This window comes from Cellulophaga algicola DSM 14237 (assembly GCF_000186265.1).
In the GTDB taxonomy this organism is placed as follows: domain Bacteria; phylum Bacteroidota; class Bacteroidia; order Flavobacteriales; family Flavobacteriaceae; genus Cellulophaga; species Cellulophaga algicola.
The window spans coordinates 1,002,157-1,027,587 of sequence record NC_014934.1 but is presented as its reverse complement, the minus strand read 5'-3'; the positions used below and the strand labels follow the sequence as shown (position 1 = coordinate 1,027,587).

General features: G+C 33.3%; 22 protein-coding genes. 14 read left to right on the top strand and 8 right to left on the bottom strand.

Annotation, left to right across the window (positions count from 1 at the left end; translation table 11 throughout):
- The first annotated feature begins 43 nt into the window (after positions 1 to 43).
- Positions 44 to 1,096, top strand: a complete 1,053-nt coding sequence (locus CELAL_RS04430) for a hypothetical protein (protein ID WP_013549712.1) — start codon at positions 44 to 46, stop codon at positions 1,094 to 1,096.
- 96 nt (positions 1,097 to 1,192) lie between these two features.
- On the opposite strand, the gene groL is transcribed toward CELAL_RS04430, so the two are convergent.
- The 7 genes from groL to miaB all read right to left on the bottom strand — a co-directional run bounded on the left by groL (position 1,193) and on the right by miaB (position 7,914).
- A complete protein-coding gene (gene groL / locus CELAL_RS04425; RefSeq protein WP_013549711.1) occupies positions 1,193 to 2,821 on the bottom strand; it encodes a chaperonin GroEL in 1,629 nt (542 codons plus the stop codon).
- A 105-nt stretch (positions 2,822 to 2,926) separates the two neighbouring features.
- A complete protein-coding gene (locus CELAL_RS04420) occupies positions 2,927 to 3,205 on the bottom strand; it encodes a co-chaperone GroES (RefSeq protein WP_013549710.1) in 279 nt (92 codons plus the stop codon).
- Positions 3,206 to 3,351: 146 nt separating this feature from the next.
- Entirely contained in the window at positions 3,352 to 3,687 is a 336-nt protein-coding gene (secG, locus tag CELAL_RS04415) for a preprotein translocase subunit SecG (RefSeq protein ID WP_013549709.1), read from the bottom strand.
- Positions 3,684 to 4,622: a hypothetical protein gene (locus CELAL_RS04410; RefSeq protein WP_013549708.1), complete on the bottom strand. Its 939-nt coding sequence runs from the start codon at positions 4,620 to 4,622 to the stop codon at positions 3,684 to 3,686. The genes secG and CELAL_RS04410 overlap by 4 nt, the downstream gene beginning before the upstream one ends.
- Positions 4,623 to 4,626: 4 nt before the next feature.
- The gene (locus CELAL_RS04405) at positions 4,627 to 5,154 is read right to left on the bottom strand and encodes an LptE family protein (RefSeq protein ID WP_041557514.1); all 528 of its coding nucleotides are present in this window, start codon (positions 5,152 to 5,154) and stop codon (positions 4,627 to 4,629) included.
- A gap of 33 nt (positions 5,155 to 5,187) precedes the next feature.
- The gene (locus CELAL_RS04400; protein ID WP_013549706.1) at positions 5,188 to 6,462 is read right to left on the bottom strand and encodes a sigma 54-interacting transcriptional regulator; all 1,275 of its coding nucleotides are present in this window, start codon (positions 6,460 to 6,462) and stop codon (positions 5,188 to 5,190) included.
- A gap of 9 nt (positions 6,463 to 6,471) precedes the next feature.
- Entirely contained in the window at positions 6,472 to 7,914 is a 1,443-nt protein-coding gene (miaB, locus tag CELAL_RS04395) for a tRNA (N6-isopentenyl adenosine(37)-C2)-methylthiotransferase MiaB (protein ID WP_013549705.1), read from the bottom strand.
- A gap of 151 nt (positions 7,915 to 8,065) precedes the next feature.
- Here miaB and CELAL_RS04390 point away from each other — a divergent pair, with 151 nt between their 5' ends.
- The 9 genes from CELAL_RS04390 to CELAL_RS04350 all read left to right on the top strand — a co-directional run bounded on the left by CELAL_RS04390 (position 8,066) and on the right by CELAL_RS04350 (position 19,964).
- Positions 8,066 to 8,734: a class I SAM-dependent methyltransferase gene (locus tag CELAL_RS04390; RefSeq protein WP_013549704.1), complete on the top strand. Its 669-nt coding sequence runs from the start codon at positions 8,066 to 8,068 to the stop codon at positions 8,732 to 8,734.
- A 49-nt stretch (positions 8,735 to 8,783) separates the two neighbouring features.
- Positions 8,784 to 10,019 carry an LVIVD repeat-containing protein gene (locus CELAL_RS04385; protein ID WP_013549703.1) on the top strand — a complete coding sequence of 412 codons (1,236 nt, stop codon included), beginning with the start codon at positions 8,784 to 8,786 and terminating at the stop codon, positions 10,017 to 10,019.
- Positions 10,020 to 10,173: 154 nt separating this feature from the next.
- Positions 10,174 to 12,702 carry a type I DNA topoisomerase gene (gene topA / locus CELAL_RS04380; RefSeq protein WP_013549702.1) on the top strand — a complete coding sequence of 843 codons (2,529 nt, stop codon included), beginning with the start codon at positions 10,174 to 10,176 and terminating at the stop codon, positions 12,700 to 12,702.
- Between the two features lie 124 nt (positions 12,703 to 12,826).
- Positions 12,827 to 13,984 (top strand): formimidoylglutamase, encoded by a 1,158-nt coding sequence (locus CELAL_RS04375; protein ID WP_013549701.1) that lies wholly within the window; start codon positions 12,827 to 12,829, stop codon positions 13,982 to 13,984.
- Between the two features lie 113 nt (positions 13,985 to 14,097).
- Positions 14,098 to 15,465 carry a T9SS ring complex lipoprotein PorK/GldK gene (gene porK, locus CELAL_RS04370; RefSeq protein ID WP_013549700.1) on the top strand — a complete coding sequence of 456 codons (1,368 nt, stop codon included), beginning with the start codon at positions 14,098 to 14,100 and terminating at the stop codon, positions 15,463 to 15,465.
- 77 nt (positions 15,466 to 15,542) lie between these two features.
- Positions 15,543 to 16,196 (top strand): type IX secretion system motor protein PorL/GldL, encoded by a 654-nt coding sequence (gene porL / locus CELAL_RS04365; RefSeq protein ID WP_013549699.1) that lies wholly within the window; start codon positions 15,543 to 15,545, stop codon positions 16,194 to 16,196.
- A 57-nt stretch (positions 16,197 to 16,253) separates the two neighbouring features.
- Positions 16,254 to 17,813, top strand: a complete 1,560-nt coding sequence (gene porM / locus CELAL_RS04360; RefSeq protein ID WP_013549698.1) for a type IX secretion system motor protein PorM/GldM — start codon at positions 16,254 to 16,256, stop codon at positions 17,811 to 17,813.
- Positions 17,814 to 17,916: 103 nt separating this feature from the next.
- The gene (gene porN / locus CELAL_RS04355) at positions 17,917 to 18,819 is read left to right on the top strand and encodes a type IX secretion system ring subunit PorN/GldN (protein ID WP_013549697.1); all 903 of its coding nucleotides are present in this window, start codon (positions 17,917 to 17,919) and stop codon (positions 18,817 to 18,819) included.
- Positions 18,820 to 18,881: 62 nt separating this feature from the next.
- On the top strand, positions 18,882 to 19,964 hold the full coding sequence (locus CELAL_RS04350) for an NAD(P)/FAD-dependent oxidoreductase (protein ID WP_013549696.1): 1,083 nt from the start codon (positions 18,882 to 18,884) through the stop codon (positions 19,962 to 19,964).
- A gap of 9 nt (positions 19,965 to 19,973) precedes the next feature.
- Here CELAL_RS04350 and CELAL_RS04345 read toward each other — a convergent pair whose 3' ends face one another.
- Positions 19,974 to 20,378, bottom strand: a complete 405-nt coding sequence (locus CELAL_RS04345) for a DUF983 domain-containing protein (protein WP_013549695.1) — start codon at positions 20,376 to 20,378, stop codon at positions 19,974 to 19,976.
- 91 nt (positions 20,379 to 20,469) lie between these two features.
- Here CELAL_RS04345 and CELAL_RS04340 point away from each other — a divergent pair, with 91 nt between their 5' ends.
- The 4 genes from CELAL_RS04340 to CELAL_RS04325 all read left to right on the top strand — a co-directional run bounded on the left by CELAL_RS04340 (position 20,470) and on the right by CELAL_RS04325 (position 25,416).
- Positions 20,470 to 22,386, top strand: coding sequence for an ABC-F family ATP-binding cassette domain-containing protein (locus CELAL_RS04340; protein ID WP_013549694.1), 1,917 nt, complete (start codon positions 20,470 to 20,472; stop codon positions 22,384 to 22,386).
- A 169-nt stretch (positions 22,387 to 22,555) separates the two neighbouring features.
- The gene (locus CELAL_RS04335; RefSeq protein WP_013549693.1) at positions 22,556 to 23,452 is read left to right on the top strand and encodes a leucine-rich repeat domain-containing protein; all 897 of its coding nucleotides are present in this window, start codon (positions 22,556 to 22,558) and stop codon (positions 23,450 to 23,452) included.
- 31 nt (positions 23,453 to 23,483) lie between these two features.
- Positions 23,484 to 24,362 carry a leucine-rich repeat domain-containing protein gene (locus tag CELAL_RS04330; protein ID WP_148229651.1) on the top strand — a complete coding sequence of 293 codons (879 nt, stop codon included), beginning with the start codon at positions 23,484 to 23,486 and terminating at the stop codon, positions 24,360 to 24,362.
- Between the two features lie 169 nt (positions 24,363 to 24,531).
- Entirely contained in the window at positions 24,532 to 25,416 is an 885-nt protein-coding gene (locus tag CELAL_RS04325; RefSeq protein WP_013549691.1) for a hypothetical protein, read from the top strand.
- Positions 25,417 to 25,431: the final 15 nt, after the last annotated feature.

Here is a 25,431-nt window from a genome sequence, read left to right as displayed (position 1 = left end):
ACCTCTAAAAAATTTTTTAAAGTTTGTTTTATTAGTCGCTCCAATGTTTATGTATGCTCAAAAGTCTAATGTTTTATTTTTAGACCAACAAAGTGAGGAACCGATTATTGGATTACAAATTTTTTCTGAAAATGGTAGTTTTGTGGCTAATACAAATTCTAAAGGTGTATTTGAGTTGGATATTAAAATGCTGCAACAAGGTGGTGTAAAAAGTATTATAGCTTATAATACAGACTACGTTTCGCTAGAATTTAAACTAAATGAGGTACCTTCTTTAGTGTATTTGAAAAGAAATGAGATGATACAGTTAGATCCCGTTACCGTTTCAGCGCGTAAACTATCTAAATATTTTACTGTAAAAGCTTATTTTAGAAGTTGGAAATTAGAAAATGGAAAGCTAATAAGATATGGAGATGGTCTGGTCAGTTATCGTTTACCTTATGCGGATGTAAGAGATAATTATAGTACAGGTGTCAAGAGTAATTTTAGTGCTTATCGAACATTTAATGCTGATGCCGTTAAGCAAAAATCAAGAATCATAAGGATTGAATTTTTAGGAGATGATTATTTAAATGTTTCTCGCATTCCAAAAAATGATTTGCTTAAAAGTAGACTTTATTATGAAGTAGATTCTATTAAAGATGGCTATGGTGCTATATATAATGAAGGCAAGCGAATAGGATTTGCTAATTTTGATGAAAACAATGTTGCTCAAGAAATTAATGTGCATCGTGCATTTGAAGGGGAGGATTCTGAAAAAATAGTATTTTGGGAAATTTCAGGCAAAAGCACAATGATTGAAAAATGGACTGGTGTTGGTGAGGCTAGGCACCCAAACTACTTATTCAATAATTATAAGAAAGCGGTTAAAGCAAAAGATAAATTTAGTTACATTGAAACAGTTACAGAAATTTTTATAGATGACGCTATCATTGATGGTGATCAAAGGCCCGAAAATTCAAAAAAAGATATAGATGGAGATAGGAGTTTTTATACCACTAACTATTGGGAGGAACTACTGATGAAATATCCACTGCCTAGTGAAATTACATCACAGTTAATTGAAGTTAATGAAAATAAGAATATTTATAAATAGATAGTTTTTCTTTAGTCTAAAACGAAAACAGCTAAAACTTAAAAACGCTCCAATTTTCATTGGAGCGTTTTTTTATTTACCTGTAGTCTTTTGTTACTACATCATTCCTGGCATACCGCCACCCATTGGTGGGCCTGCAGGAGCATCTTCTTTAATATCAATTAAAGCACATTCTGTAGTTAAGATCATACCTGCAACAGAAGCAGCATTTTCCAATGCAACTCTAGTTACTTTCTTAGGATCAATAATACCAGCTTTCATCATATCTGTGTATACTTCAGCTTTAGCATCGTAACCAAAATCTCCTTTGCCTTCTAGTACTTTAGAAACAACAACAGATCCTTCACCACCCGCATTTTCAACGATAGTACGTAATGGAGCCTCAATAGCTCTAGCTACAATTTGCATTCCTGTTTCTTCGTCAGCATTTTCAGCTTTTAAGTTAGCAAGAACAGCTTTTGCGCGAACAAGGGCAACACCACCACCAGCAACGATACCTTCTTCTACAGCAGCTCTAGTTGCATGCAATGCATCATCAACTCTGTCTTTTTTCTCTTTCATCTCAACTTCAGAAGCAGCACCAACATAAAGTACAGCAACACCACCAGAAAGTTTAGCTAAACGTTCTTGTAATTTTTCTTTATCGTAATCAGAAGTTGTAGACTCTATTTGAGCTTTAATTTGATTTACTCTTCCTTTGATATCTTTTGCAACACCAGCACCGTTAACGATAGTTGTATTGTCTTTGTCAATAGATATTTTTTCACAAGTTCCTAGTAAATCTAAAGAAGCATTTTCAAGAGAGAAACCTCTTTCTTCAGAGATTACAGTACCACCTGTTAAGATAGCGATATCTTCAAGCATTGCTTTTCTTCTGTCTCCAAAACCAGGAGCTTTAACAGCAGCAATTTTTAAAGAACCTCTTAATTTATTCACTACTAAAGTAGCTAATGCTTCACCATCAACATCTTCTGCAATAATTAAAAGAGGTTTTCCTGATTGAGCAACTGGCTCTAAAACAGGAAGGATATCTTTCATAGAAGATATTTTCTTGTCAAAAAGTAAAATGTAAGGGTTCTCTAATTCAGAAACCATTTTTTCTGAATCGGTAACGAAGTAAGGAGAAAGGTATCCTCTATCAAACTGCATACCTTCAACAACATCAACATACGTATCTGTTCCTTTGGCTTCTTCAACAGTGATAACACCTTCTTTACCAACTTTTCCGAATGCTTTAGCGATTAGTTCACCAATTGTTTCATCGTTGTTAGCAGAAATAGATGCTACTTGTTTTATTTTATCAGAAGAATCACCTACTTTTTTTGCTTGTTTAGCTAAGTCTTCTACGATAGCCTCAACAGCTTTGTCGATACCTCTTTTTAAATCCATTGGATTAGCACCGGCAGCAACATTTTTTAATCCTTCTTTTACGATTGCTTGTGCTAAAACTGTTGCGGTAGTCGTACCATCACCAGCTAAATCGTTGGTTTTAGAAGCAACTTCTTTAACCATTTGAGCACCCATGTTTTCTAGGGGGTCAAGTAATTCTATTTCTTTTGCAACTGTAACACCATCTTTAGTAACTACAGGAGCTCCAAAAGATTTACTGATGATTACGTTTCTACCTTTAGGTCCTAAAGTTACTTTTACTGCATTTGCAAGTGCATCAACGCCTCTTTTTAGTCCGTCACGTGCATCTATATCAAACTTTATATCTTTTGCCATTTTTAATTTTGTTTTAAGTCCTCCTCAGGAATCTGAGAATTTGTTTAATTAATCGTATAATTTAATTTAGTAGATTTCCGGTTTAAGGGAAATAAAAAAAGTAATTTATATAATCGCTAATATGTCGCTTTCACGCATCATTAAAAAGTCAGTACCTTCTAATTTAAGCTCGGTTCCTGCATATTTACCATAAAGAACGGTGTCACCAATTTTAACGGTAACTAAGTCATCCTTGGTTCCAGGACCAACGGCAACAACTTTCCCTTTTTGAGGTTTTTCTTTTGCAGTATCGGGAATGTAAAGTCCAGAAGCAGTTTTTGTTTCAGCTGCCATTGGTTCAATAAGCACTCTATCTGCCAATGGTTTAATATTAACTTTAGCCATATGATTAAATTTTATTAAATTGTTTTGATTTTATTACTCTATTGATGGCAGAAATTATGCCATTGCTGAATAACTGACACTTTGTAAAACAAAAATGCCAGCTTGTCATCCAAGCTGGCATTTTAAAATATATAATGTCGTGTTACTTATTCCGAATCAGGAGTCGAAATAGGTTCTGGTAATGAATCAGGAACTGTGTTTTCAATGTCACCACCTTGTAAAAGCTTAGAATCTGCTTCTCTGTAATCATCTTTTAAAGAAATATTCGATAAAAGAATTAATACGATAAGTAGTGTCGCAAGAGTCCAAGTACTTTTATCTAAAAAGTCTCCAGTCTTTTTTACTCCACCAACTACTTGGCTACCGCCACCACCTAAAGATGAAGAAAGTCCTCCGCCTTTTGGATTTTGTACCATTATTACCAACATCAATAAAAGACTCACAATGATAATAAGGATTAAGAATATTGTAAACGTGCTCATTTATTTTCTTTTTGTATTTTTTCTACTAACTTTATTTGGCTTGCAAAGAAACTACTTTTTTCTGGATATTTCAAACTTAAAATTTTGTAAGCTTGAATAGCTTTTTTGAACTTCTTTTGTTCCAGATATACTTTAGCTAAAGTGGCAGTCATCAACTCTGTTGTATCTATTTTCATAGGATCGTCAATAGGTGCTAGAACTGCGTTTTTTTCTCCGGGAACTATTTTTGGGTTTTTTTCTATGAATTGATCAATCAAATCAAAGTTTTTCTTCCTCAAAACCTTTTTTGCAGTTGATTTTAAGGGCTCGTTTTTTACTTTATTCTCTTTTTTGTTGTCAATTGAGGCTGTTTTTTCTCTTTCGATGGGTTTTTTAGAGGCTAGTTGCATCCATTCGGTAAAAGAATATTTTTCTTTTTTAGTAAATGGTAATGGACTACCCATCGTTACTTCCACTTCTTTTTTTTTAGCTTCTGCAATCGCTATATCAATTTTTGGGTCTTTTGAAGTAAATAAAGCAGGGTCTAATATTTGTTCTGCATCTTTTGTACTTTGTGGTAGCGCTTTGTCTTCAATAGAGTCATCAAGCAATGGTTTTTTTACTTCTTCAGGAATACTAATAGTTTCATACTCAATTTCTGTATCCGCTAATGTGGCTTGTCTTCCTGAGATACTATTGGCTATACCGTTTTGTAAAAATTCTTTAGAAGTAATAAAATCGAATAAAACATCACGATCTGTGGTGTATGCGGCAGTAACCTTTAATGCGCTATTGTATTTAAAGCTATTTAAATTTTTTAAGCCTTTTAATTGCAAAGCACGTGCAGCTTGAAAGTAAGGGAACTCATCAAGAATATCATCCAATTGATTCGTCTGCACGGGTGAGACCAATTTTTCTGGATGTTGCAAAAGATATGTAAAGTCTGTTACGTTCATAAAATTACCAATCTGCTAATGATGCATTGAAAATATCTTGTGTGATACGCTCAAAAATCTCCTCTAAAGCTGTTGATTTTATAGAGCTATAACTTGTAGTAGCTCCGTAATCATAAAAGAAAGAGAAACGTTGATCAAAATCTACGTCTTCTTTTTTATTGTTAAAGAATCTTACAGTTACCGTCATTGTCAGCCTGTTTTGAGCAGAAGTCTGGTTAGCGGTCGCAGTCATAGGGGTAATTCTAAACTCTGTAATTTCTCCTTCGTATACCAAATCTCCGCCAGAAGAAACTAAATCTAAGCTGGTTTGGTTTAAAATTAAATCTTGTAGTTCTCTAGTAAAATCACGATCTAAACCGGGTTCAAAGGTAGAACCAGGACTTTGAGCGGCATAATTTTGAAATAAGCGTACTTCATAAGTTTTTGCGTCTCCAACATCACCACCAGTAAAATTGTATATGCTGCATCCATTTAAGCTAAGTGCTGTAAATAGTAGTGCAATGAAATAGAATGTTTTTTTCAATTTAGATATTTTTTAAAAATTTAATAGTATTAGTATGTTCGATTATAAATCATACTGCTTAATTTTACGATATAAGGTGCGTTCAGAAATACCCAGTTCTGCCGCCGCAGCTTTTCTTTTACCTTTATTTCGTTCTAGAGATTTGGTAATTAATTCAATCTCTTTTTCTTGTAAAGATAGGGTTTCTTCTACTTCAATTTCCTCAGCAAAATGGTATTTGTCTTCGGCAGCAGTTTTGTTGAAGGTATTTTCAGTTTTGGATTCAGGGAGGTGAAGCATTTCATTTTCATCATGACTATCATGAGAATATTCTTCCTCTTCTTCGTTCTTTCCGTAAATTTTACGAATAAGATTTTCATTGTCCTTCTGTACTTCTTCACTATCATTATTTTTAAGTAATTCTAGGGTCAGTTTTTTAAGGTCATTTAAATCGGCCTTCATGTCAAATAATACTTTGTAAAGTATTTCGCGCTCGTTGCTAAAGTCTCCGTCTTTTTTTTGTTTATCTACGATAGCAGGGAGATTAGAGCCTCCAAAATTTGGCAGATAACCACTTAAGGTTGCTGCAGAAATATTTCTATTTTCTTCAAGGACAGAAGTCTGTTCTGCGATATTTCTTAATTGACGTATATTTCCCGGCCAACGATATTTTAATAAGATTTCTACCGCATTGTCCTCTAGACGGATAGTGGGCATTTTGTATTTTTGGCCAAAATCTGATGCAAATTTTCTAAAAAGTAAATGAATATCTTCTTTGCGTTCTCTCAATGGTGGAATCGCAATTTCAACGGTGCTTAAGCGATAGTATAAATCTTCGCGGAACTTTTCTTTTTTTATAGCTTCAAACATATTAACATTTGTAGCGGCTACGATCCTCACGTTTGTTTTTTGTACTTGTGAAGATCCTACTTTTAAAAATTCACCATTTTCTAACACACGTAGTAAACGAACTTGTGTCGTTAAAGGAAGTTCACCAACTTCATCTAAAAAAATAGTTCCACCATCGGTAACTTCAAAATAACCACTACGAGTAGCTGTTGCACCCGTAAAAGCCCCTTTTTCGTGTCCAAAAAGTTCGCTATCGATAGTGCCTTCTGGTATTGCCCCACAGTTAACAGCAATATATTTAGCATGTTTTCTGTGTGATAAAGAATGGATTATTTTAGGAATAGCTTCTTTTCCAACGCCACTTTCTCCTGTTACTAAAACTGATATATCTGTTGGTGCAACTTGAATTGCTTTTTCTATGGCACGATTAAGCTTTAAATCATTGCCAATGATTTCAAATCGTTGTTTTATTGCTTGTACTGATTCCATTTTAAAATCTTAATTAACTACTAATTCAATTGCCTCGCCAAGTAAAGTAGCAGAGGTGCAATCAGTTATTTTCACATGTACTAAATCACCTATTTTGTAATTTCCTTTTGCAAAAATTACTACGGCATTCTGGGAATTTCTTCCCATCCAATCTTGATCAGATTTTTTTGAGGAACCTTCAATTAGTACTTCTTCAGTTTTTCCTAAATGTTCTCTAGTTTTAATATGGCCATTTTCTCTTTGTACGGCTATTATTTCTGCTAATCGTCTCTTTTTAGTTTCCTCAGGAACGTCATCTTCTAGCTTCCTAGCGGCCATTGTTCCTGGGCGTTCCGAATAGGAATACATATACCCAAAATCATATTGAACGCGTTTAAGAACATCAATTGTGGCTTGGTGGTCTTCTTCAGTTTCTGTAGGGAAACCAGAAATCATATCTTGAGATATAGCACAATCTGGTAAAATTCTTCTGATATTATCAATAAGAGTTATATATTCTTCAATGGTATGTAAGCGGTTCATTTCTTTTAAAATACGATTGCTACCACTTTGTACCGGTAAATGTATGTGGTTGCAAATGTTTTTATGTTTTGCTACAGTTTCAATAACATCAAGAGTCATATCTTGAGGGTTAGATGTAGAAAAGCGAATTCTCATTTTTGGGAATTTCTTTGCAACGGTATCTAGTAAGGAGGAAAAATTTACCGCAGTAGCTTTTTGCATATCGGTAGCTTTTTCAAACTCTTTCTTTAGGCCTCCTCCGTACCATAAATAACTATCTACGTTTTGGCCTAAGAGTGTAACCTCTTTAAAATTACTATCGTGGAGATCTTGAATTTCTTTGAGAATTGATTGTGGTTCACGACTACGCTCTCTACCTCTAGTAAAAGGAACAACGCAAAAGGTACACATGTTATCACAACCTCTAGTAATAGAAACAAATGCACTAACACCATTGGTTTGTAAACGAACAGGACTGATGTCTCCGTAAGTTTCATCTTTTGATAAAATAACATTTACAGCATCTCTACCTTCGTCAATCTCTTTAATTAAATTAGGTAAATCTTTATAGGCATCTGGGCCTACAACCATATCTACAATTTTTTCTTCTTCAAGAAATTTACTCTTTAAGCGTTCTGCCATACAGCCTAGAACACCAACTTTCATGTGTGGGCGTGTTTTTTTTACGGCATTAAATTTTTCTAAACGTTTGCGAACGGTAAGTTCTGCTTTTTCTCGAATAGAACATGTGTTTACTAAAACAAGATCTGCTTCTTCTAAAATTTGAGTGGTATTAAAACCTTCTTTGGCGAGAATGGATGCAACCACCTCGCTGTCGGAAAAATTCATGGCGCAACCATAACTTTCAATATATAGTTTGCGACCATTTCCAGTAATTTTATCAAGAGCAACAGCTTGCCCTTGGTTTTCTTCATTAATAATTTTCTCCATGTACTATGATAATCAACAGAATGATTTATTAGGACAGCAAAGATAAGATTTTTAGATACGTTCTGTCATATTGGCAGTTAAAAATTAGTGAAATTTGTAATCTAGATTTATTTCATCAATTTTAACCCTCCATAAAATTGGGGATTTCAAGATGAAGAAAGAAGAAAATGGGTCGGTTAAGAAACGATGGCCGACTATAGATGTAATGCGTCAAATTTATGAAAAGCATTTGTGGGGAGGAGAGAAGGCCGATTTTTATTCAGGAGATGGCTCTCATCTAGGAGTTATAGTGGATCCTTATATAAAGGAAGTGTCCGTTTTTTTAAAGTCTTTTAAGAAGCCTCTTGTTATCTGTGATGTTGGTTGTGGAGATTTTAATATCGGACGCCAATTAGTAGAATTTTCAGAGAAATATTTTGCTGTAGATATTGTTTCAGCTTTAATTGAAAGAAATAAAATAAAATTTAAAAATGATAAATTGGTATTCCAATGTTTAGATATCTGTAATGATGATCTGCCGAAAGCAGATTGTATTTTTGTTCGACAAGTATTACAACATCTTTCAAATATTGAAATTCAGTCATTTTTAACTCAGCTTAAAAATTATACCTATTGTATTGTTACAGAGCATATCCCTAATGGACATTATGAACCTAATGTGGATGTGGTTACCAGTATGGGGAACCGATTAAAGAAAAAAAGTGGGGTAGATCTTATGGCGCACCCTTTTAACTTTAAACCTATAGCTTCTTATGAGTTGTTGCGGATTGTTTTAGATGATGAAAGTTGTATTCAAACTATGGTTTATCAGAATTTCTAATCTTTTTCGCAACCATTCTAATAAATAACCAATTGAAAACGAACCATTCATGAAATATTTTTTTATTGCCTTGTTTTTTTTGTCGACTCTAGGATTTATTTCTTGTGATACTAAAGATGATGAAAAGTATGCGGATTATATAGTTGCGAAACCTTTGACTATATCTAAAGAAGATTTTAAAAACGGAGTAACTGTTTTACCTCCTAAATTTATTGAAGAATCGGGCAAAATCTATGCGTATGAGAGTTTTATTTTTATTAATGATACATATCAAGGAGTTCATGTAATTGATAATAAGGACCCAAAGAATCCTAAGAGAATTGCCTATATAAAAATTCCTGGAAATGTTGATATTTCTGTTAAGGGTAATTATTTGTTTGCAGATAGTTTGAGTGATTTAGTGGTCATAGATTTTTCAAATTTAGCAAATATTCATGTGGTAAATAGGTTAGAGGGTGTTTTGAGAAACAATGGGGTTTGGCCTGTAGCAGATTTTTATGAATATGACGATATAGACTATGAAAATGAAATAGTTTTAGGTTGGGAAACAGTTTCGGAACCTAGATTAATATCAGAATATGAGGAGCGTTTTAGTAGTGGAGGTGAGATATTCGATATGGTTTCTAACAATGCCGCTGTAGGGCAGGGTGGTTCTCTAGCACGTTTTAAAATTGTAAACGATTATTTGTATGCAGTGGATAGTCATACGATTAATGTCTTTGATATTTCTAATTTAGAAAACCCGAAAGATTTAGAAGATGTTTACGCAGGTTTTGATATTGAGACCATTTTTAATCGCAATCAATATTTGTTTTTAGGAAGTAAGAGTGGTATGTATATCTATGATATTTCTTCGCCAAGTACGCCGCAATTTGTTTCAGAATTTCAACATGGTACCGCTTGTGATCCTGTTGTTGTAGATGATAAATATGCTTATGTAACACTACGCGGAGGTAATTCTTGTGGTGCTACAGAGAGCGGATTGTTTGTTATAGATATTCAAGATATTAAAAATCCGATACTTTTAAAATCTTATGCGATGGAAGAACCGTATGGTTTAGGCTTAAAAGATAACCTGCTATTTGTATGTGATGGAAAGGCAGGATTAAAGGTATATGATAAAACAGATGTTGAGAATTTGGAAGCGCTTAATCACTTTGAAAACATCGTAACTTTTGATGTTATTCCGCTGGAAAATAGCCTTTTAATTGTTGGAGATGGTTTTTTGTATCAGTATCAATATCAAGAGCGTTCTATAGCATTGTTAAGCACACTTTCTTTGTAGTAATATTTTTAAAAAGGCTTCTTTTTTTTATTGAAAAGGAGGTGCCTATAACGTGTTTTTAAATGCTTTTATACGGCTAAATATCACCTATATAGTAAGGATACCGCGTAAAATAAAAAAATTGGTATACTTTTGTAAGACCAAAAACTAGTCAATGGCAAAGAATTTAGTAATCGTAGAGTCTCCTGCAAAAGCAAAAACAATAGAGAAATTTTTAGGAAAGGACTTCAAGGTAGAATCCAGTTTTGGTCATATAGCCGACTTACCTTCTAAGGAATTAGGGGTAGATGTTGAAAATGATTTTGAAGCAAAATATATAGTAAGTAAAGACAAAGAAGCTTTAGTTAAAAAACTTAAAGATTTAGCAAAAAAAGCAGACACTATATGGTTAGCAAGTGATGAGGATCGAGAAGGGGAAGCTATTTCATGGCACTTAGAACAAGAACTAAAGTTAGACAAAAGTAAAACCAAACGGATTGTTTTTAATAGTATTACAAAATCTGCAATACAAAAAGCAATTGAAAACCCTAGAGAGATTAATTATGATCTTGTAAATGCACAACAAGCAAGAAGGGTTTTAGATAGATTAGTAGGGTATGAACTTTCTCCTGTGTTATGGAAAAAAATAAAACCAGGACTTTCAGCGGGTAGAGTTCAGTCTGTAGCGGTACGTTTAATTGTAGAACGTGAGAGAGATATAGAAGGGTTTACTCCAGAAGCTTCATTTAAAATTACAGCACAGTTTAAAACAAACGAAGGCAGTATATTCTCAGCAAAACTCAATAAGACATTTGCAACGAAAGAGGAAGCTGAGGCTTTTTTAAAGGAGAATATGAAAGGTAAATTTGCCGTAGCAAGTTTAGATAAAAAACCAGCAAAAAAATCTCCAGCAGCACCATTTACGACATCAACCTTACAACAAGAAGCATCTCGTAAATTATATTTTTCAGTAGGTAGAACCATGCAAGTTGCACAACGTTTGTACGAAGCAGGTTTAATAACTTATATGAGAACAGATAGTGTAAACTTGTCTAAAGAAGCACTTGATGAAGCAAAGGCTGCAATTGTAGAAAATTACGGAAAAGAGTATAGTAATTCACGTAATTTTAAAGGAAAAAGTAAGGGAGCTCAAGAAGCGCATGAGGCTATTAGGCCAACCGATATGAAGCTCCAGAATGTTTCATTGGAGCGCGATCAAGAAAAATTATACGAACTTATTTGGAAACGTACCCTTGCTTCTCAAATGAGTGACGCTCAATTAGAACGAACTAATGTAAAAATTAGTTGTTCTGGTCATAACCAAGAGTTCACAGCAAACGGAGAGGTTATTAAGTTTGACGGTTTTCTTAAAGTTTATATGGAAGACGTAGATGATGAAGATGCGGCAGAAGAGCAAGAAGGAATGCTTCCGGCAATGAAAAAAGGCGAGGCGTTGACTAATAATTATATTACGGCTACAGAACGTTTTAGCAGACCTCCATATCGTTTTACAGAAGCATCTTTAGTTAAGAAGTTAGAAGAATTAGGTATCGGTAGACCATCTACTTATGCCCCGACAATTTCTACCGTTCAAAATAGAGGCTATGTAGAAAAAGGAACCATAGAAGGTGTAGAACGTAAATATGTGCAATTAGTATTAGAGAATAATGCAGTTGCTACTAATGATCTAACAGAAAATGTAGGTTCTGATAAAGGTAAATTGGTGCCTACTGATATTGGTATGATTGTTACGGACTTTTTAGTAAGTCACTTTTCTGGAATTATGGAATATAATTTCACGGCTAAAGTAGAAGAAGATTTTGATGAAATAGCTGAAGGGAAAGAAGATTGGAAAAAAGTGATGAAGAACTTTTATAAAGATTTTCATCCAAAAGTAATAGATGTAGAAGAGAATGCTGACAGGGCTAGTGGTGAACGTATTTTAGGTACGGATCCAAAATCTGGAAGGCAAGTATTGGTGCGTTTAGGTCGTTTTGGTCCTATGGTTCAAATTGGTTCCTCTGAGGAGGAAGAAAAGCCGGTATTCGCTAGTTTATTGCCAGAGCAATCTTTAAATACGATAACTTTTGACGAAGCTATGGAGCTTTTTACGCTGCCTAGAACATTAGGAGAGTATAAAGGAGAAGAGGTTTTAGCAAACGTAGGTAGATTTGGACCCTATGTTAAATTTGGTGAAAAGTTTATTTCACTAGATAAAGGGGAAAGTGCTTTTGATGTAGTGTTTGAAAGAGCAGTAGAACTCATTATAGCAAAAGAGAAAGCAGATGCACCCGTGGCTCATTATGAGGATAAAGAGGTAACTAAAGGAACGGGTCGTTTTGGTCCTTTTATAAAATGGGACGGAATGTTTATCAATGTCAATAAAAAATATGACTTTGATAACCTGACTAATGATGATATTATTGAACTTATCGAGACAAAGAAGCAGAAAGAAATTGATAAGGTTATACATGATTGGAAAGAAGAAGGCATTCGTGTAGAAAAAGCACGTTGGGGTAGACATAATGTTCTTAAAGGCAAAATAAAAGTAGAATTATCAAAAGAAGTTGATGCTACAAAGATTACTCTTGAAGAAGCACAGGCCATGATAGAAAAGAAAACGCCTAAGAAAAAAGCGAAAGCTGCTCCAAAGAAAAAAGCCGCACCTAAGAAGAAAGCGGCGCCAAAGAAAAAGGCGAAATAAACTCATATTTATGATTTTTTAAGGCTACACCTTCTTGAAACGTACTTTTATTACGTCAATTCAAGAAGGTGTATTATATTTGAGTCAATAATTTTATAGTAACCCTCAAAACCTTCAGTTTTTAATGGCATTTGATTTTTTAGTTCCTGTTGATGATAAATTAGTAGCACATTGCGAATTACTTCCAGCACAAGCTTTAGGGAATAAAATTCATAAACACACAGATCGTAAAGGTTTACCTGTACTGGCTAATGCTTCGTTTGCTATTATTGGTGTAAACGAGTCTAGAAATGCTTTTGAGAAGAAAGCAGAAACCCTAAACCTATTTGAAGTTAGGCGCCAGTTGTATAAATTGATGGTGGGTAATTGGAATAGCACCATAGTAGATTTAGGTGATATTCATGCAGGGGAAGCGGTTGCAGATACCTACTTTGTTGTTAAAGAGATCGTAGCCGAGCTCATTGAAGAAGATGTTGTGGCTATAATCATAGGAGCAACACAAGATATTACGTACCCATCTTATAGAGCTTTTGATGGGTTGCGAAACATGGTAAATCTAGTTGCAGTAGATAGTCGTTTTGACTTTGGTGATGCTAATGAACTTATTTCATCACACTCTTATTTGAGTAAAATAATTGCTGATAAACCAAATAACCTTTTTAATTTTTCCAATATTGGGTATCAAAGTTATTTTTGTGCGCAAGAAGAAATAGATTTAATGGAGCATCTTTTCTTTGATGCTTATCGTTTAGGAGAAATCTCGGCAAATATTACGTTAGCAGAGCCTATTTTACGAAATGCTAATATAGTAAGCGTAGATTTACGCTCTATCAAAGCTAGTGAGATCTCTATGTCAGAGAATTTTTCGCCCAATGGTTTTACTGGAAAAGAAATTTGTGCTATCGCTCGTTATGCAGGGATTAGTGATAAAGTAAATATTTTTGGAATTTACGAAGGAGAGAATACACCGCAATCTTTTCAGCTTACTGCACAAATTATTTGGTATTTTATAGAAGGCCATAACTATAGGGTAAAAGAATCTCCTTTGGTTAAAAGCGAAGACTTTACAAAGTTTATTGTGCCAACAGACGAGGAGGATTTAATATTTCATAAAAGTAATCTTACCAATAGATGGTGGGTAGAGGTGCCAACAATTTTGGCGGCACATAATAAATCAAATATACCAGCGTTATTATCTTGCATGGAGCAGGACTATTTTGATGCATGCAATCAAATTATTCCTGAACGATGGTTTAAAGCTTATAAAAAGGGCTTTAATTAAAATAAAAAAAGTAAAGGATAATACAATTGACACAATATTTTAATCAAAACGAAGTTTTAGAGAATAATAAAAGTGTTTTTAAATTACAGTCTTAATCGAAATTTAACCTAAGTATGAAGAAGCTATTGTTATCATCTATAGCGTTTGTTGTTTTACTCAGTAGTTGTGGGTCTAAAACAAAAGGAGAACTAGTTGGTGTCCAAGGAAAAAAATGGTACCCAGAAAAGCCTCATGGTATGGAGTTAATCCCTCAGGGATCCTATATTATGGGTAAGAGTGAAGAAGATCAGGCTAAAGTTCTCAACGCGCCAACCAAAACTGTTACTGTACGCTCTTTCTATATGGACGACACAGAAATTACGAACAGCGAATACCGCCAATTCGTAGAGTGGGTACGAGACTCCATCGTAAGAACTAAATTGGCCATCTTAGCAGATGAGTTAGGTCTAGGTCCAGATGACGGAGGTGTTGGAGATTATGCATTTAAAGATGCAGATACCACTAGATTATCTGCATATGATAAGTATATGCTTGATAATTACTCAGGAATGGGTGCTACTGGATATGAAGGTAGAGGCTTAAACTTTGACCAAGATTTAGTTTGGGAGACCTCAGAATATCCAGATGAATATTATGTTGAGGTAATGGATAAATTGTACATTTCTGAAGAAGAATCGTATAATGGCCAACGTACCATTGATGTTACACAATTGAAGTATAAATATTCTTGGATGGATATTGAAGCAGCTGCACGTGCAAAAGGTAAAGGCAGTAGAAAAGACTTCATTAAACAAGAAGAATTAGAAATATACCCAGATACAACGGTTTGGATTAGAGATTTTGAATACTCGTATAACGAACCAATGCACAACGATTATTTCTGGCATGATGCGTATAGCGAATATCCTGTAGTAGGTGTTAGCTGGAAGCAAGCTAAAGCGTTTTGTAACTGGAGAACTAAGTTTAAGAACGATGATCAAAAATCTAAAGGAGCGCAGTTTGTAAATCAATTTAGATTGCCAACAGAAGCAGAATGGGAATATGCTGCAAGAGGTGGTATAGAAAGTGGAACATATCCATGGGGTGGACCTTATGTTATAAGTGACACAGGTTGCTTTATGGCAAACTTTAAACCACAACGAGGAGATTATGCCGCAGATACAGCATTATATACTGTAGAAGCTAAATCTTTTGAGCCAAATGATTATAACTTATATAATATGGCAGGAAACGTATCTGAATGGACAGATTCTAGTTATGATCCTAACTCTTACGAATATGTTTCAACTATGAACCCAAATGCTGGTTCATCACAAAATGCAAGAAAAGTTATCCGTGGAGGGTCTTGGAAAGATGTTGCTTATTTCCTACAGGTAAGTACAAGAGATTACGAATACCAAGATTCAGCACGTAGTTATATCGGATTCAGAACAGTACAAGATTATATGGGAGTTGAAGAAAACAAGCCCTTAAACAAGTAATATATTTTTACCTAAAGTCGAATCAAATTGAAACCAAATCGTTATTATTAACATTAACCTGAAATTAAATTAAAATTATGGCACAGTCAAAAGCAACAAAGAAATTATTTAACATGGCCTATGGGCTTGGAGCATCAATCGTAATTATAGGTGCATTATTCAAAATTTTACACTGGGAACTTGGCCCATTAAATGGTGGTATTCTACTAGCTATTGGTCTTATTACAGAGGCGCTTATTTTTGCAATTAGTGCATTTGAACCTTTAGATGACGAATATGATTGGTCATTAGTATATCCTGAGTTAGTAGGTGGTGAAGGTGTAGCAAAAGCGAATAGTGTTGCTGCTGATATTCAAGAATCAGAAGCTTCATTATCTAAAAAATTAGATGATTTATTAAAAGAAGCTGGCGTAGACGCAAGCTTAATGGAAAGTTTAGGAACTAGCATTAGAAACTTTGAGGGTGCTGCTAAAGGTATCGCTCCTACTGTAGATGCTATGGAATCTACTCGTAAGTATTCTGATGAAATGGTACAAGCTGCTTCTCAAATGGAATCATTAAATAGCTTATATAAAGTACAGTTAGAAAGTGCAAGCAAACAAGCTTCAATCAATGAAGAAGTTGTACAAAATTCTACTGCTTTAAAAGATCAAATGGCATCTTTATCAACAAACTTATCTTCTCTTAATGGAGTGTACGGAGGTATGTTATCTGCAATGACAAGAAACTAATTAGTTTTAGTAATAACCAAACCCCAAATATTAACTAAAATTTAATTAGAAAAAAACATGGCAGGAGGAAAACAGTCACCACGTCAGAAAATGGTTAACTTAATGTACTTAGTGTTCATTTGTATGTTAGCCCTGAATATGAGTAAAGAAGTTCTAGCGGCATTCGGTCTTATGAATGAGAAGATGGAAGTTTCTAACCAGAAAACTTCAGATAATAATTTAGCATTCTTAGATGGTCTTGAAACAAAGGCTTCAGAAGATGCAGCTAAATATGCTGAAGATTTCAAGAAAGCACAATCAGTACAAAAATTATCTCAAGAGTATTATGATTATTTAGAAGCTCTTAAGAAAGGTATGACTGTAGGTGTTGAAGACCCTAAGGATTATCAAGTAATGGATAAATCTGACTTTTTAGATCAAAAATTCTTCGCAGGAGATAATTTGGCAGAAGGTGGTAAAGAATTCATGAAAAGAATTGAAGAGTACCGTACTAAAGTTTCTGTATTGGTACCAGCGAAATTGAAATCTTCAGTTATTGCTAGATTTGAAACAGGCGATGCTAATGGTAAAGTAGAAAAGAAAGATAAAACAAAGCAAGATTGGTTAAACTATCATTATGAAGGTTTTCCTTTAATAGCTTCTTTAACTAAAATAACAGCGTTACAAGCTGATATTAAGTCAACAGAAGAAGATGCTTTAAAATCTATGTTGGAAGGTAACTTAACAGATCAAGTTTCTTTAACAAACTTTAAAACTTCTCTTTTTGGATCTAAATCTGCTTTTTATTCTGGAGAAAAATATGATGGTAAAATTATCATTAGTAAAACAGATAACTCTTCTACACCTGTTAGAGCAGAACTAACTCTTGATGGTAAGAAGTTAACAGCAGATACAGATTACAAACTTGAAGCTGGTGGTGTTAAAATGTTGATCAATACGGGTAACCCAGGAGATCACGTAGTAGCAGGTACAATTTTCTTTATGCAAGATGGTACAGAAGTTCCAGTAGAAGTAAATAATTCTTTTGCTACTATTTCTAAGCCTAATGCAGCGTTAATTGCAGCAGATAAGATGAATGTAGTGTATCGTGGTGTTGCTAACCCAATGACCATTTCTATACCAGGTATTCCTGATAATAAAGTTAGTGCTTCTGCTCCTGGATTATCTAAGAGATCTGGAAGTCAGTATGTTATGAACCCTAGTACAGGTAGAGAGGTTACAATTATGGCTTCAGGAACATTACCAGATGGTTCTAGAATAAATACACCAGCTAAATTTAGAATTAAAGATATTCCTAGACCAAATGGTACAATTAGAGGAGAAACTAACACTGCTAAAATGCCTAGAACTAACTTAGAAATATCTACTGTTGGTGCATTATTAGAAGATTTTGATTTTGATTTAAATCTTGCTGTAAGTGGATTCAAATTTAAAGTTCCTGGTCAACCAACGGTGGTAGTTAGAGGTAATAAATTGAATGGTGCTGCGAAGTCTGCTTTAAAAAGAGCTGGCCGTGGAGATGCTGTTCAGATATTCGATATCGAAGCTTATATAACAAATAACAAGTCTTACAGGTTGAAAAAAGTATCACCAGTAGTGGTTGAACTTACTAACTAGTAATAAAATTTATTGAAAAGCGTTATAAGTTTATAAGAACGTAGTTTCTAAACGACTTATAACGAATTTCAGTAAAGGTGTAAAAACAAATAAATTTTTAAAAATGAATTGGAAAAATGTTTTATTAATTGGTGCGGTAACTTTATTGCCAATATCAATGGTGGCTCAGGCAAATATATTAAATGCCAAAAAACCTGAAGAGATAGGTAAGAAAACAGATTCTCAAATAGAGAACGATAATGACGCTCCTTTAGAATACGGTTATGTTGATGATAGAGATATTCTATGGTCAAAAACAGTATGGGAGGTTATCGATTTAGATGAGAGAGTAAACTTTCCTTTATACTATCCAGTTGATACTGTAAATATTGGTTCTGATAGAAGATCTTTGTATGATGTTTTAATTAAAAACATTAAAAACGGTAAAATTAAAGATATCTACGCAGATTCTTATTTTACGGAGAAAAGAGAATTCTCTGACTTAGAAGCTACCATGCAAAAAATTGATACAACCGATTACGGTTACGAGCAATATAATGCAGGTGAGCAAGTGTCTCCAGAATATGTTAACAGAAGAGATTTAGCAGCAGCTGATTTAGAAGAATACTTAATAAAAGGTATTTGGTATTTTGATAAGCGTCAAGGTGAATTAAAATACAGACTTTTAGGTATTGCTCCAAGAGCTCCAGATGTTAACTTTATTGATGATGAATCTATGGATCAAGAAGAAAACAAAGTTGCATTGTTTTGGGTATGGTACCCAAGTGCAAGACAAATTCTTCATGAAGCCAAAGTATTTAATCAACGAAACTCTGCACAGCCTATATCTTTTGATATGTTGTTAAATGCAAGAAGATTTAATGCAACAATTTATAAAGAAGATAACGTGTTTGGTGATCGTGCCATTAAAGATTATATTTCAGATAACTCTTTATTCCAATTACTAGAATCTAATCGTATCAAAGAAACAATTAGAGATAAGGAACAGGATATGTGGAGTTACTAATTTAAAAATTCCAATTCAATATAAAACAAAAAAGTCTTAGCCATTGGTTAAGGCTTTTTTTTATGCCAATTAGCTACCTTTGCGGTATGATAGATTATTTAATCGTAGGCCTTGGGTTGGCGGGTATTTCTTTTTGTGAACAACTTGAGGGGAATTCCAAAACATACCGTGTAATTGCAGATAAATCACAAACGTCATCAGTTGTCGCTGGTGGTTTGTATAACCCAGTAATATTAAAACGTTTTACGCTTGCTTGGAATGCTAAAGAACAACTTGAACAAGCTTTGCCTTTTTATGAAAAATTATCAAAGAAACTTCAAGTTCAGCTAGATTTTAAAATTCCTGTGTTACGAAGGTTTGCATCTATTGAAGAGCAAAATATGTGGTTTGAAGCTTCAGATAAACCACAACTCAACTACTTCCTATCGACTACAATTAAAAAAAACAATAATGTAAGTGTTGATGCTCCATTTGGTTATGGGGAAGTACGGCATACCGGAAGAATAGATACCAAGGTGTTGTTAGTAAATTATGAAAGGTATCTTTTAGAGAAGGAATTACTGCAGCAAGAAACTTTTGATTATACTTGCCTTGAAATAAACGAAGATGCTATTACGTATAAAGGAGTAACTGCTAAAAAAATTATTTTTGCTACAGGCTTTGGTTTAACTGATAATCCGTTTTTTAACTATTTGCCGCTCAATGGTACTAAGGGAGAGTTATTGACCATAAAAGCACCAGCCTTAAAAGAAGAAAATGTAATAAAATCTTCGGTTTTTATTATCCCATTAGGATCAGATTTATATAGGGTAGGGGCTACTTATAAATGGAAAGATAAAACCAATTTACCTACAGAAGAATCTAAGCTTGAGTTATTAGAAAAACTAGATACTTTTTTAAACTGTGCTTATGAAGTTGTAGATCATGTTGCAGGGATAAGGCCAACGGTAGCAGATCGCAGACCTTTAGTAGGGCAACACCCTGATGAAAAAAAATTATTCATTTTAAATGGGTTTGGATCTAGAGGAGTAATGATTGCCCCAACGGCATCGGCATCCTTATACCAATTTATAGAAAATAAGGAAGCTATTCACCCAGAGATGAATATAGCACGTTTTACAAAAAAATACTATCAGAAAAAATAAGGAGTTTATTTAAAGGGTCTCTTTTTTTGATTCATTTTTAACGGCATTAGGTTCGTAGCTAATAAAGATATTAATCCAGATATTACGGCTTAAGCGCATAATGAGTGGCATAAATACAACTAGTGTTCCCATGATCGTGAAAAAACTTGTTTTTAAACTAGTTCCAATGAATAAAAAAGTAATTACAAATGCAGCTACCGCAAAAGCAATTCCTACACCATAACTTACGTACATTGCGCCATAAAAAAATGAAGGTTCTATTTTGTATTTTGTACCGCAATTTGAACAACGCTCGTGCATTTTAAAAATTTTGGTCATATGATAGGGGTTTTTATCCAAATACATGCTTTCATTTTGGCATTTGGGACAAGTTCCTGTTAAAATACTGTAGAGTTTGTTTCCTTTTTTTAACATTTGCAAAAGTTTTAGCAAAAATAAGATTTTAGGAAGTCTTCTTATGTAACTAAAGTCACAAAAAACTAACAAAGAAAAATAAATACAATAAATGCTTAATATTCATAATCTTTCTGTTTCATTCGCTGGCGAATATCTATTTGAAGAAATTTCATTTCGCTTAAATACTGGCGATAGAGTTGGCCTAATAGGTAAAAATGGAGCAGGAAAATCTACCTTGTTAAAACTCTTGTCTAAAGAAATGCAACCAGATACAGGGATTATAGCTTCAGATAAAGAAGTTCGTATCGGTTTTTTAAAGCAAGATTTAGATTTTGAACTGGGCAGAACTGTTTTAGAAGAATCATATCAAGCATTTGAGGAAATTATAGCTTTAGAAAAACAATTAGAGTACACCAACCAGCAGCTTGCAGAACGTACCGATTATGAAAGTGATGGGTATACCAAGCTTATTGAAGATTTGAGTGATATAACCCATCACTATGAAATTTTAGGAGGGTATAACTACCAGGGAGAAACAGAAAAAATATTATTAGGATTAGGTTTTAAAAGAGAAGATTTTGACAAATTCACCGATACGTTTTCAGGAGGATGGCGTATGCGGATAGAATTAGCGAAATTATTACTTCAGAATAACGATGTTTTGCTTTTAGATGAGCCTACCAACCACTTAGATATTGAATCTATTATTTGGTTAGAACAATTTTTAAGATCTAGCTCAAGTGCCGTAGCAATTGTATCGCATGATAAAATGTTCTTAGATAATGTTACGAACAGAACTATAGAGATTTCTTTAGGGAGAATTTACGATTATAATAAACCATATTCAGAGTTTTTAGTGCTTCGTAAAGAGATCCAAGAGCAACAATTAAGTGCGCAAAGAAATCAGGAAAAACAAATACAACAGACAGAAAAGTTAATTGAGAAATTTAGAGCAAAAGCTTCTAAAGCAACAATGGCACAATCTTTAATAAAAAAGCTAGATAAGCTAGACCGTATAGCGGTAGATGAAGATGATAATAGTGTTATGAATTTAAAATTTCCAATATCAGTTGTTCCAGGTAGGGTTGTGATTGAAATTGAGGATTTATCTAAGCATTATGGAGAAAAAGAAGTATTAAACAATATAGATTTACTAATAGAACGCGATATTAAGACCGCTTTTGTTGGGCAGAATGGACAAGGTAAATCAACATTAGCTAAAATTATTGTTGGAGATATAGAACATCAAGGTCGCCTTAAACTAGGGCATAATGTGCAAATAGGATATTTTGCTCAAAATCAAGCAGAATATTTAGATGGTAATAAAACCATACTAAATACGATGATTGATGCGGCTAATGAAACCAATAGGAGTAAAGTAAGAGATATTTTGGGTTCTTTTCTATTTAGAGGAGACGAGGTAGATAAATATGTGAAAGTATTATCTGGTGGAGAAAGAAACCGTTTAGCATTAGCTAAAATGCTCTTACAGCCTTTTAACGTCTTGGTGATGGATGAACCTACCAACCACTTAGATATAAAATCTAAAAATGTGTTAAAACAAGCACTACAGAGTTTTGAAGGAACTTTAATTCTTGTTTCTCATGATAGAGATTTTTTACAAGGTCTTACGAGCAATGTGTATGAATTTAAAGATGGTGCAATAAAAGAGTATTTGGGTGATATAGATTTTTACTTAGAACAACGTAAGGTTGAGGATTTTAGAGAAATAGAGAAAAAACAAGTTAAAGTTTCTAAAAAGGAGAAAAAGTCTGTAACGAAAGAAGTGAGTTATGAGGACCAAAAAAAGCTGAAGTCCCTTAACAATAAATTGAGTTCAGTTGAAAGTAATATTTCACAATTAGAGAAGGAAATTAAACAAATAGATAAAGACTTATTAAACCATTATGATGCCACTATTGCAAAGCCAGGTTTTTTTGATTCTTATGAGAAAAAGAAGAAGACTTTAAAGCAATTAATGGAGCAATGGGAGGACATTACACTAAAATTAGAAGAACTTTCTTAATATTTTTTACAGGTTATCATCCATTTACTACACATAATCGTGTTTTCACAACGTAATTGGATGATTTACATGTAGTTCATCGAATTCTTATACAACATACGGCATATTAGCATAAATTTGTAAGAGTATTCTTATACTTGTTATAGGGGTATTTTATTAAATATAAGGTATGAAGATTAAAATTTGGAGATCACTGCTAGTTATTTTGTTTTTTACAACGACTACATTTGCCATTCCTAGAGCAGAAAAAAAAGCACTTATAGATTTATATGAGAGCACTAATGGTGAGCATTGGAAAGTCTCGTGGGATTTATCTAGTAATGTAACTAATTGGGCGGGTGTAATAATCGAAAACAACCACGTAATTTCAATTACTTTATTTAATAATAATCTAACAGGAAGCTTACCAGTAAGTATTGGTAATTTGCAAAATTTAAGAATATTGAATCTAGCCTTTAATCGTGTTGAAGGAAATCTACCTATTGGTTTGTTTCAATTAGCAAATCTGGAAGTATTACGATTGGGGAAAAATAAATTACAAGGTGCTATTCCTAATGAAATAGGAGCATTGAGAAAACTAGAACATTTAGATCTTTTTAATAACAATATTTCAGGAAATCTACCTGAAATACTAGGCTCTTTAGAAAATTTGAAAGTAATATCGCTTTCAAATAATAATTTAGAAGGAGAACTTCCGGTATCTATTATTAACTTATCAAAATTAGAACGGTTAGAGTTATCAGAAAATAATTTAAAAGGAGATATTCCTCAAAATATAAGTACGCTAAAAAGCTTAAAAACGTTGGTGATTGCTGATAATTATTTCTCAAGCAAATTTCCGTCTGAAATATTAAAGATGAAAAACTTAGAAGTATTGCAGATTCAAAAAAATGATTTTGAGATACATCTTGTTACAGATTTTTCATCTGCAGCATCTAGTTTGGTAGTTTTTGATTTTGATGGCAATACAAATACATCATATAATAAACGGAATTTAAAAGACCTTTATTTAGACTCGAATACACGTACGGCAAAGACTAAGTTTGAAGATGGTGAAGATAATTAATAGGATATAAAATATCATAAGTATGAAAAGGATGATGAAAACATTTTTGATAATTGCAGTATGTATAAGTTTTAATTCTTATGCTGAGATTTCTAAAGTAGAAAAAGAGGCTTTAATTGATTTGTATACGCAAACCGGTGGCCAAGATTGGGATCATACTTGGGATTTAAATAGTCCGGTGACTACTTGGTATGGCGTTTCTGTGAAGAATGATAGAGTCGTAAAGATTAATCTGTTTCACAATAATTTAAGTGGTGTGTTGCCTGGGAGTATTGGAACATTCAAAAATCTAAAGGAATTAAATTTAGCCTTCAATCAATTAACAGGGGAGCTACCTTTAGAGATTAGTACTTTACAAAATCTTGAAATTCTAAAATTAGAAATGAATAGATTGAAGGGGTCTTTACCAGAAAACTTAGGTCAGATGACTGCGTTGCAAGAATTAACCGCTTTCAATAATTTTTTATCAGGTGAAATACCAAATAGTATAGGGGATTTAAAAGCACTTAGAACTCTAAATTTATCCAGTAATAACTTAAAGGGGATTATACCTTTATCTATAGGTAAGTTAGACCAATTAGAGTCCTTAGGTTTATTTGAGAATAGGCTAGAAGGAGAACTACCTTCTGAATTAGGTAATTTAATAAATTTAAAAGAATTAGTATTAGCTAATAATCAATTAAATGGAGCAATACCTAAAGAGGTAGGTCAATTAGCAAGCTTACAAATTTTTCAAATACAGAATAACGGATTTGATTCTTTTGAAGATATCTATTCCTTAAAAGTGAGTAGCTTATTGGTGTTTGATTTTGACAATGAAAAAATTGAAACCGCTCCAGATTTTAAAGACATCAAAAAATATACAACAAGAATGGCCGATACTAAATTTGAGGATGATACCAATAATTAAAAATAATAAACTAAGTTAATTAAAAAGAGATACTATATAGTATCTCTTTTTTTATACATTTATCATAAATATAACGATTTTACGTTATAGCTAATACGTAACCTATTTATAAACCATAAATGAAAGGTGATTACAACCAAGCCTATCGTTTAAATGTATTAACCAAATCATGAGATTAATAAACAAACAAGTATTATTTGTTTTCTTGTGTTCTTATTGTTTTATCTCCAAGGCCCAAGTTCCTGAAGATGAAAAGAACGCATTATTATCATTGTTTACAGCTACTAATGGAGCTAATTGGAATATTCAATGGGATATTTCAGAACCTGTAGAAAATTGGTATGGAATAAAAATCAGCGATCATCACGTAGTTTCAATAGCCTTAGGAAGAAATAACCTTACAGGTTGCCTACCTAAAGAAATGGCAGCATTAAAAAAACTAGAGGTATTAGATTTATCATTGAACAACTTAAAAGGTAATTTTCCCATAGAAGTTTTAGGTCTTATAGAATTAAAGGAGATTAGTCTTGAAATGAATAATTTAAAAAACAAGATACCTAGTGAGTTTAGTTTATTGCAAAAATTAGAAGTGCTTTCTTTATATAATAATGCATTTATTGGTCCAATTCCTGAAAGTCTTGGAACGATTAAAAACCTTAAAATAATTAATCTTTCAGGTAATTATTTGGAAGGGACCATACCTTTATCTTTCGAAGCCTTGAATAATTTGGAGGTTTTGGGATTGTTTGGGAATAAATTGAGCGGGGTTATAGCTTTAAATTTTGATAAATTACCAAAGCTGTATGAACTTACACTTGCTTATAATAAATTTAGTGGCCCTGTTCCTAAGGGGATAGAAGGATTGGGAGATTTAAAATACTTACAACTTCAAGGGAATAATTTTGTCTCTTTTGAAAATTTAAAGAATCTTAATAAAGAGCGACTCATTACTTTAAATACGGATAGTGTAGGCTTACAAAAAGGAGCAGAATTAGTAGAGTTAGAGCTGGTACCAGTATTAAAGCCCATAGTAGAAGAGTTGAAATTAGAATAAGATAAAAAATATATA

What these genes read in the sequence shown, in the direction of transcription:
- CELAL_RS04430 (WP_013549712.1), top strand. Translation starts at nt 44, where the DNA reads ATGTTTATGTATGCTCAAAAGTCTAATGTTTTATTTTTAGACCAACAA.
- groL (WP_013549711.1), bottom strand. Translation starts at nt 2,821, where the DNA reads ATGGCAAAAGATATAAAGTTTGATATAGATGCACGTGACGGACTAAAA.
- CELAL_RS04420 (WP_013549710.1), bottom strand. Translation starts at nt 3,205, where the DNA reads ATGGCTAAAGTTAATATTAAACCATTGGCAGATAGAGTGCTTATTGAA.
- secG (WP_013549709.1), bottom strand. Translation starts at nt 3,687, where the DNA reads ATGAGCACGTTTACAATATTCTTAATCCTTATTATCATTGTGAGTCTT.
- CELAL_RS04410 (WP_013549708.1), bottom strand. Translation starts at nt 4,622, where the DNA reads ATGAACGTAACAGACTTTACATATCTTTTGCAACATCCAGAAAAATTG.
- CELAL_RS04400 (WP_013549706.1), bottom strand. Translation starts at nt 6,462, where the DNA reads ATGGAATCAGTACAAGCAATAAAACAACGATTTGAAATCATTGGCAAT.
- miaB (WP_013549705.1), bottom strand. Translation starts at nt 7,914, where the DNA reads ATGGAGAAAATTATTAATGAAGAAAACCAAGGGCAAGCTGTTGCTCTT.
- CELAL_RS04390 (WP_013549704.1), top strand. Translation starts at nt 8,066, where the DNA reads ATGAAGAAAGAAGAAAATGGGTCGGTTAAGAAACGATGGCCGACTATA.
- CELAL_RS04385 (WP_013549703.1), top strand. Translation starts at nt 8,784, where the DNA reads ATGAAATATTTTTTTATTGCCTTGTTTTTTTTGTCGACTCTAGGATTT.
- topA (WP_013549702.1), top strand. Translation starts at nt 10,174, where the DNA reads ATGGCAAAGAATTTAGTAATCGTAGAGTCTCCTGCAAAAGCAAAAACA.
- CELAL_RS04375 (WP_013549701.1), top strand. Translation starts at nt 12,827, where the DNA reads ATGGCATTTGATTTTTTAGTTCCTGTTGATGATAAATTAGTAGCACAT.
- porK (WP_013549700.1), top strand. Translation starts at nt 14,098, where the DNA reads ATGAAGAAGCTATTGTTATCATCTATAGCGTTTGTTGTTTTACTCAGT.
- porL (WP_013549699.1), top strand. Translation starts at nt 15,543, where the DNA reads ATGGCACAGTCAAAAGCAACAAAGAAATTATTTAACATGGCCTATGGG.
- porM (WP_013549698.1), top strand. Translation starts at nt 16,254, where the DNA reads ATGGCAGGAGGAAAACAGTCACCACGTCAGAAAATGGTTAACTTAATG.
- porN (WP_013549697.1), top strand. Translation starts at nt 17,917, where the DNA reads ATGAATTGGAAAAATGTTTTATTAATTGGTGCGGTAACTTTATTGCCA.
- CELAL_RS04350 (WP_013549696.1), top strand. Translation starts at nt 18,882, where the DNA reads ATGCCAATTAGCTACCTTTGCGGTATGATAGATTATTTAATCGTAGGC.
- CELAL_RS04345 (WP_013549695.1), bottom strand. Translation starts at nt 20,378, where the DNA reads ATGTTAAAAAAAGGAAACAAACTCTACAGTATTTTAACAGGAACTTGT.
- CELAL_RS04340 (WP_013549694.1), top strand. Translation starts at nt 20,470, where the DNA reads ATGCTTAATATTCATAATCTTTCTGTTTCATTCGCTGGCGAATATCTA.
- CELAL_RS04335 (WP_013549693.1), top strand. Translation starts at nt 22,556, where the DNA reads ATGAAGATTAAAATTTGGAGATCACTGCTAGTTATTTTGTTTTTTACA.
- CELAL_RS04330 (WP_148229651.1), top strand. Translation starts at nt 23,484, where the DNA reads ATGATGAAAACATTTTTGATAATTGCAGTATGTATAAGTTTTAATTCT.
- CELAL_RS04325 (WP_013549691.1), top strand. Translation starts at nt 24,532, where the DNA reads ATGAGATTAATAAACAAACAAGTATTATTTGTTTTCTTGTGTTCTTAT.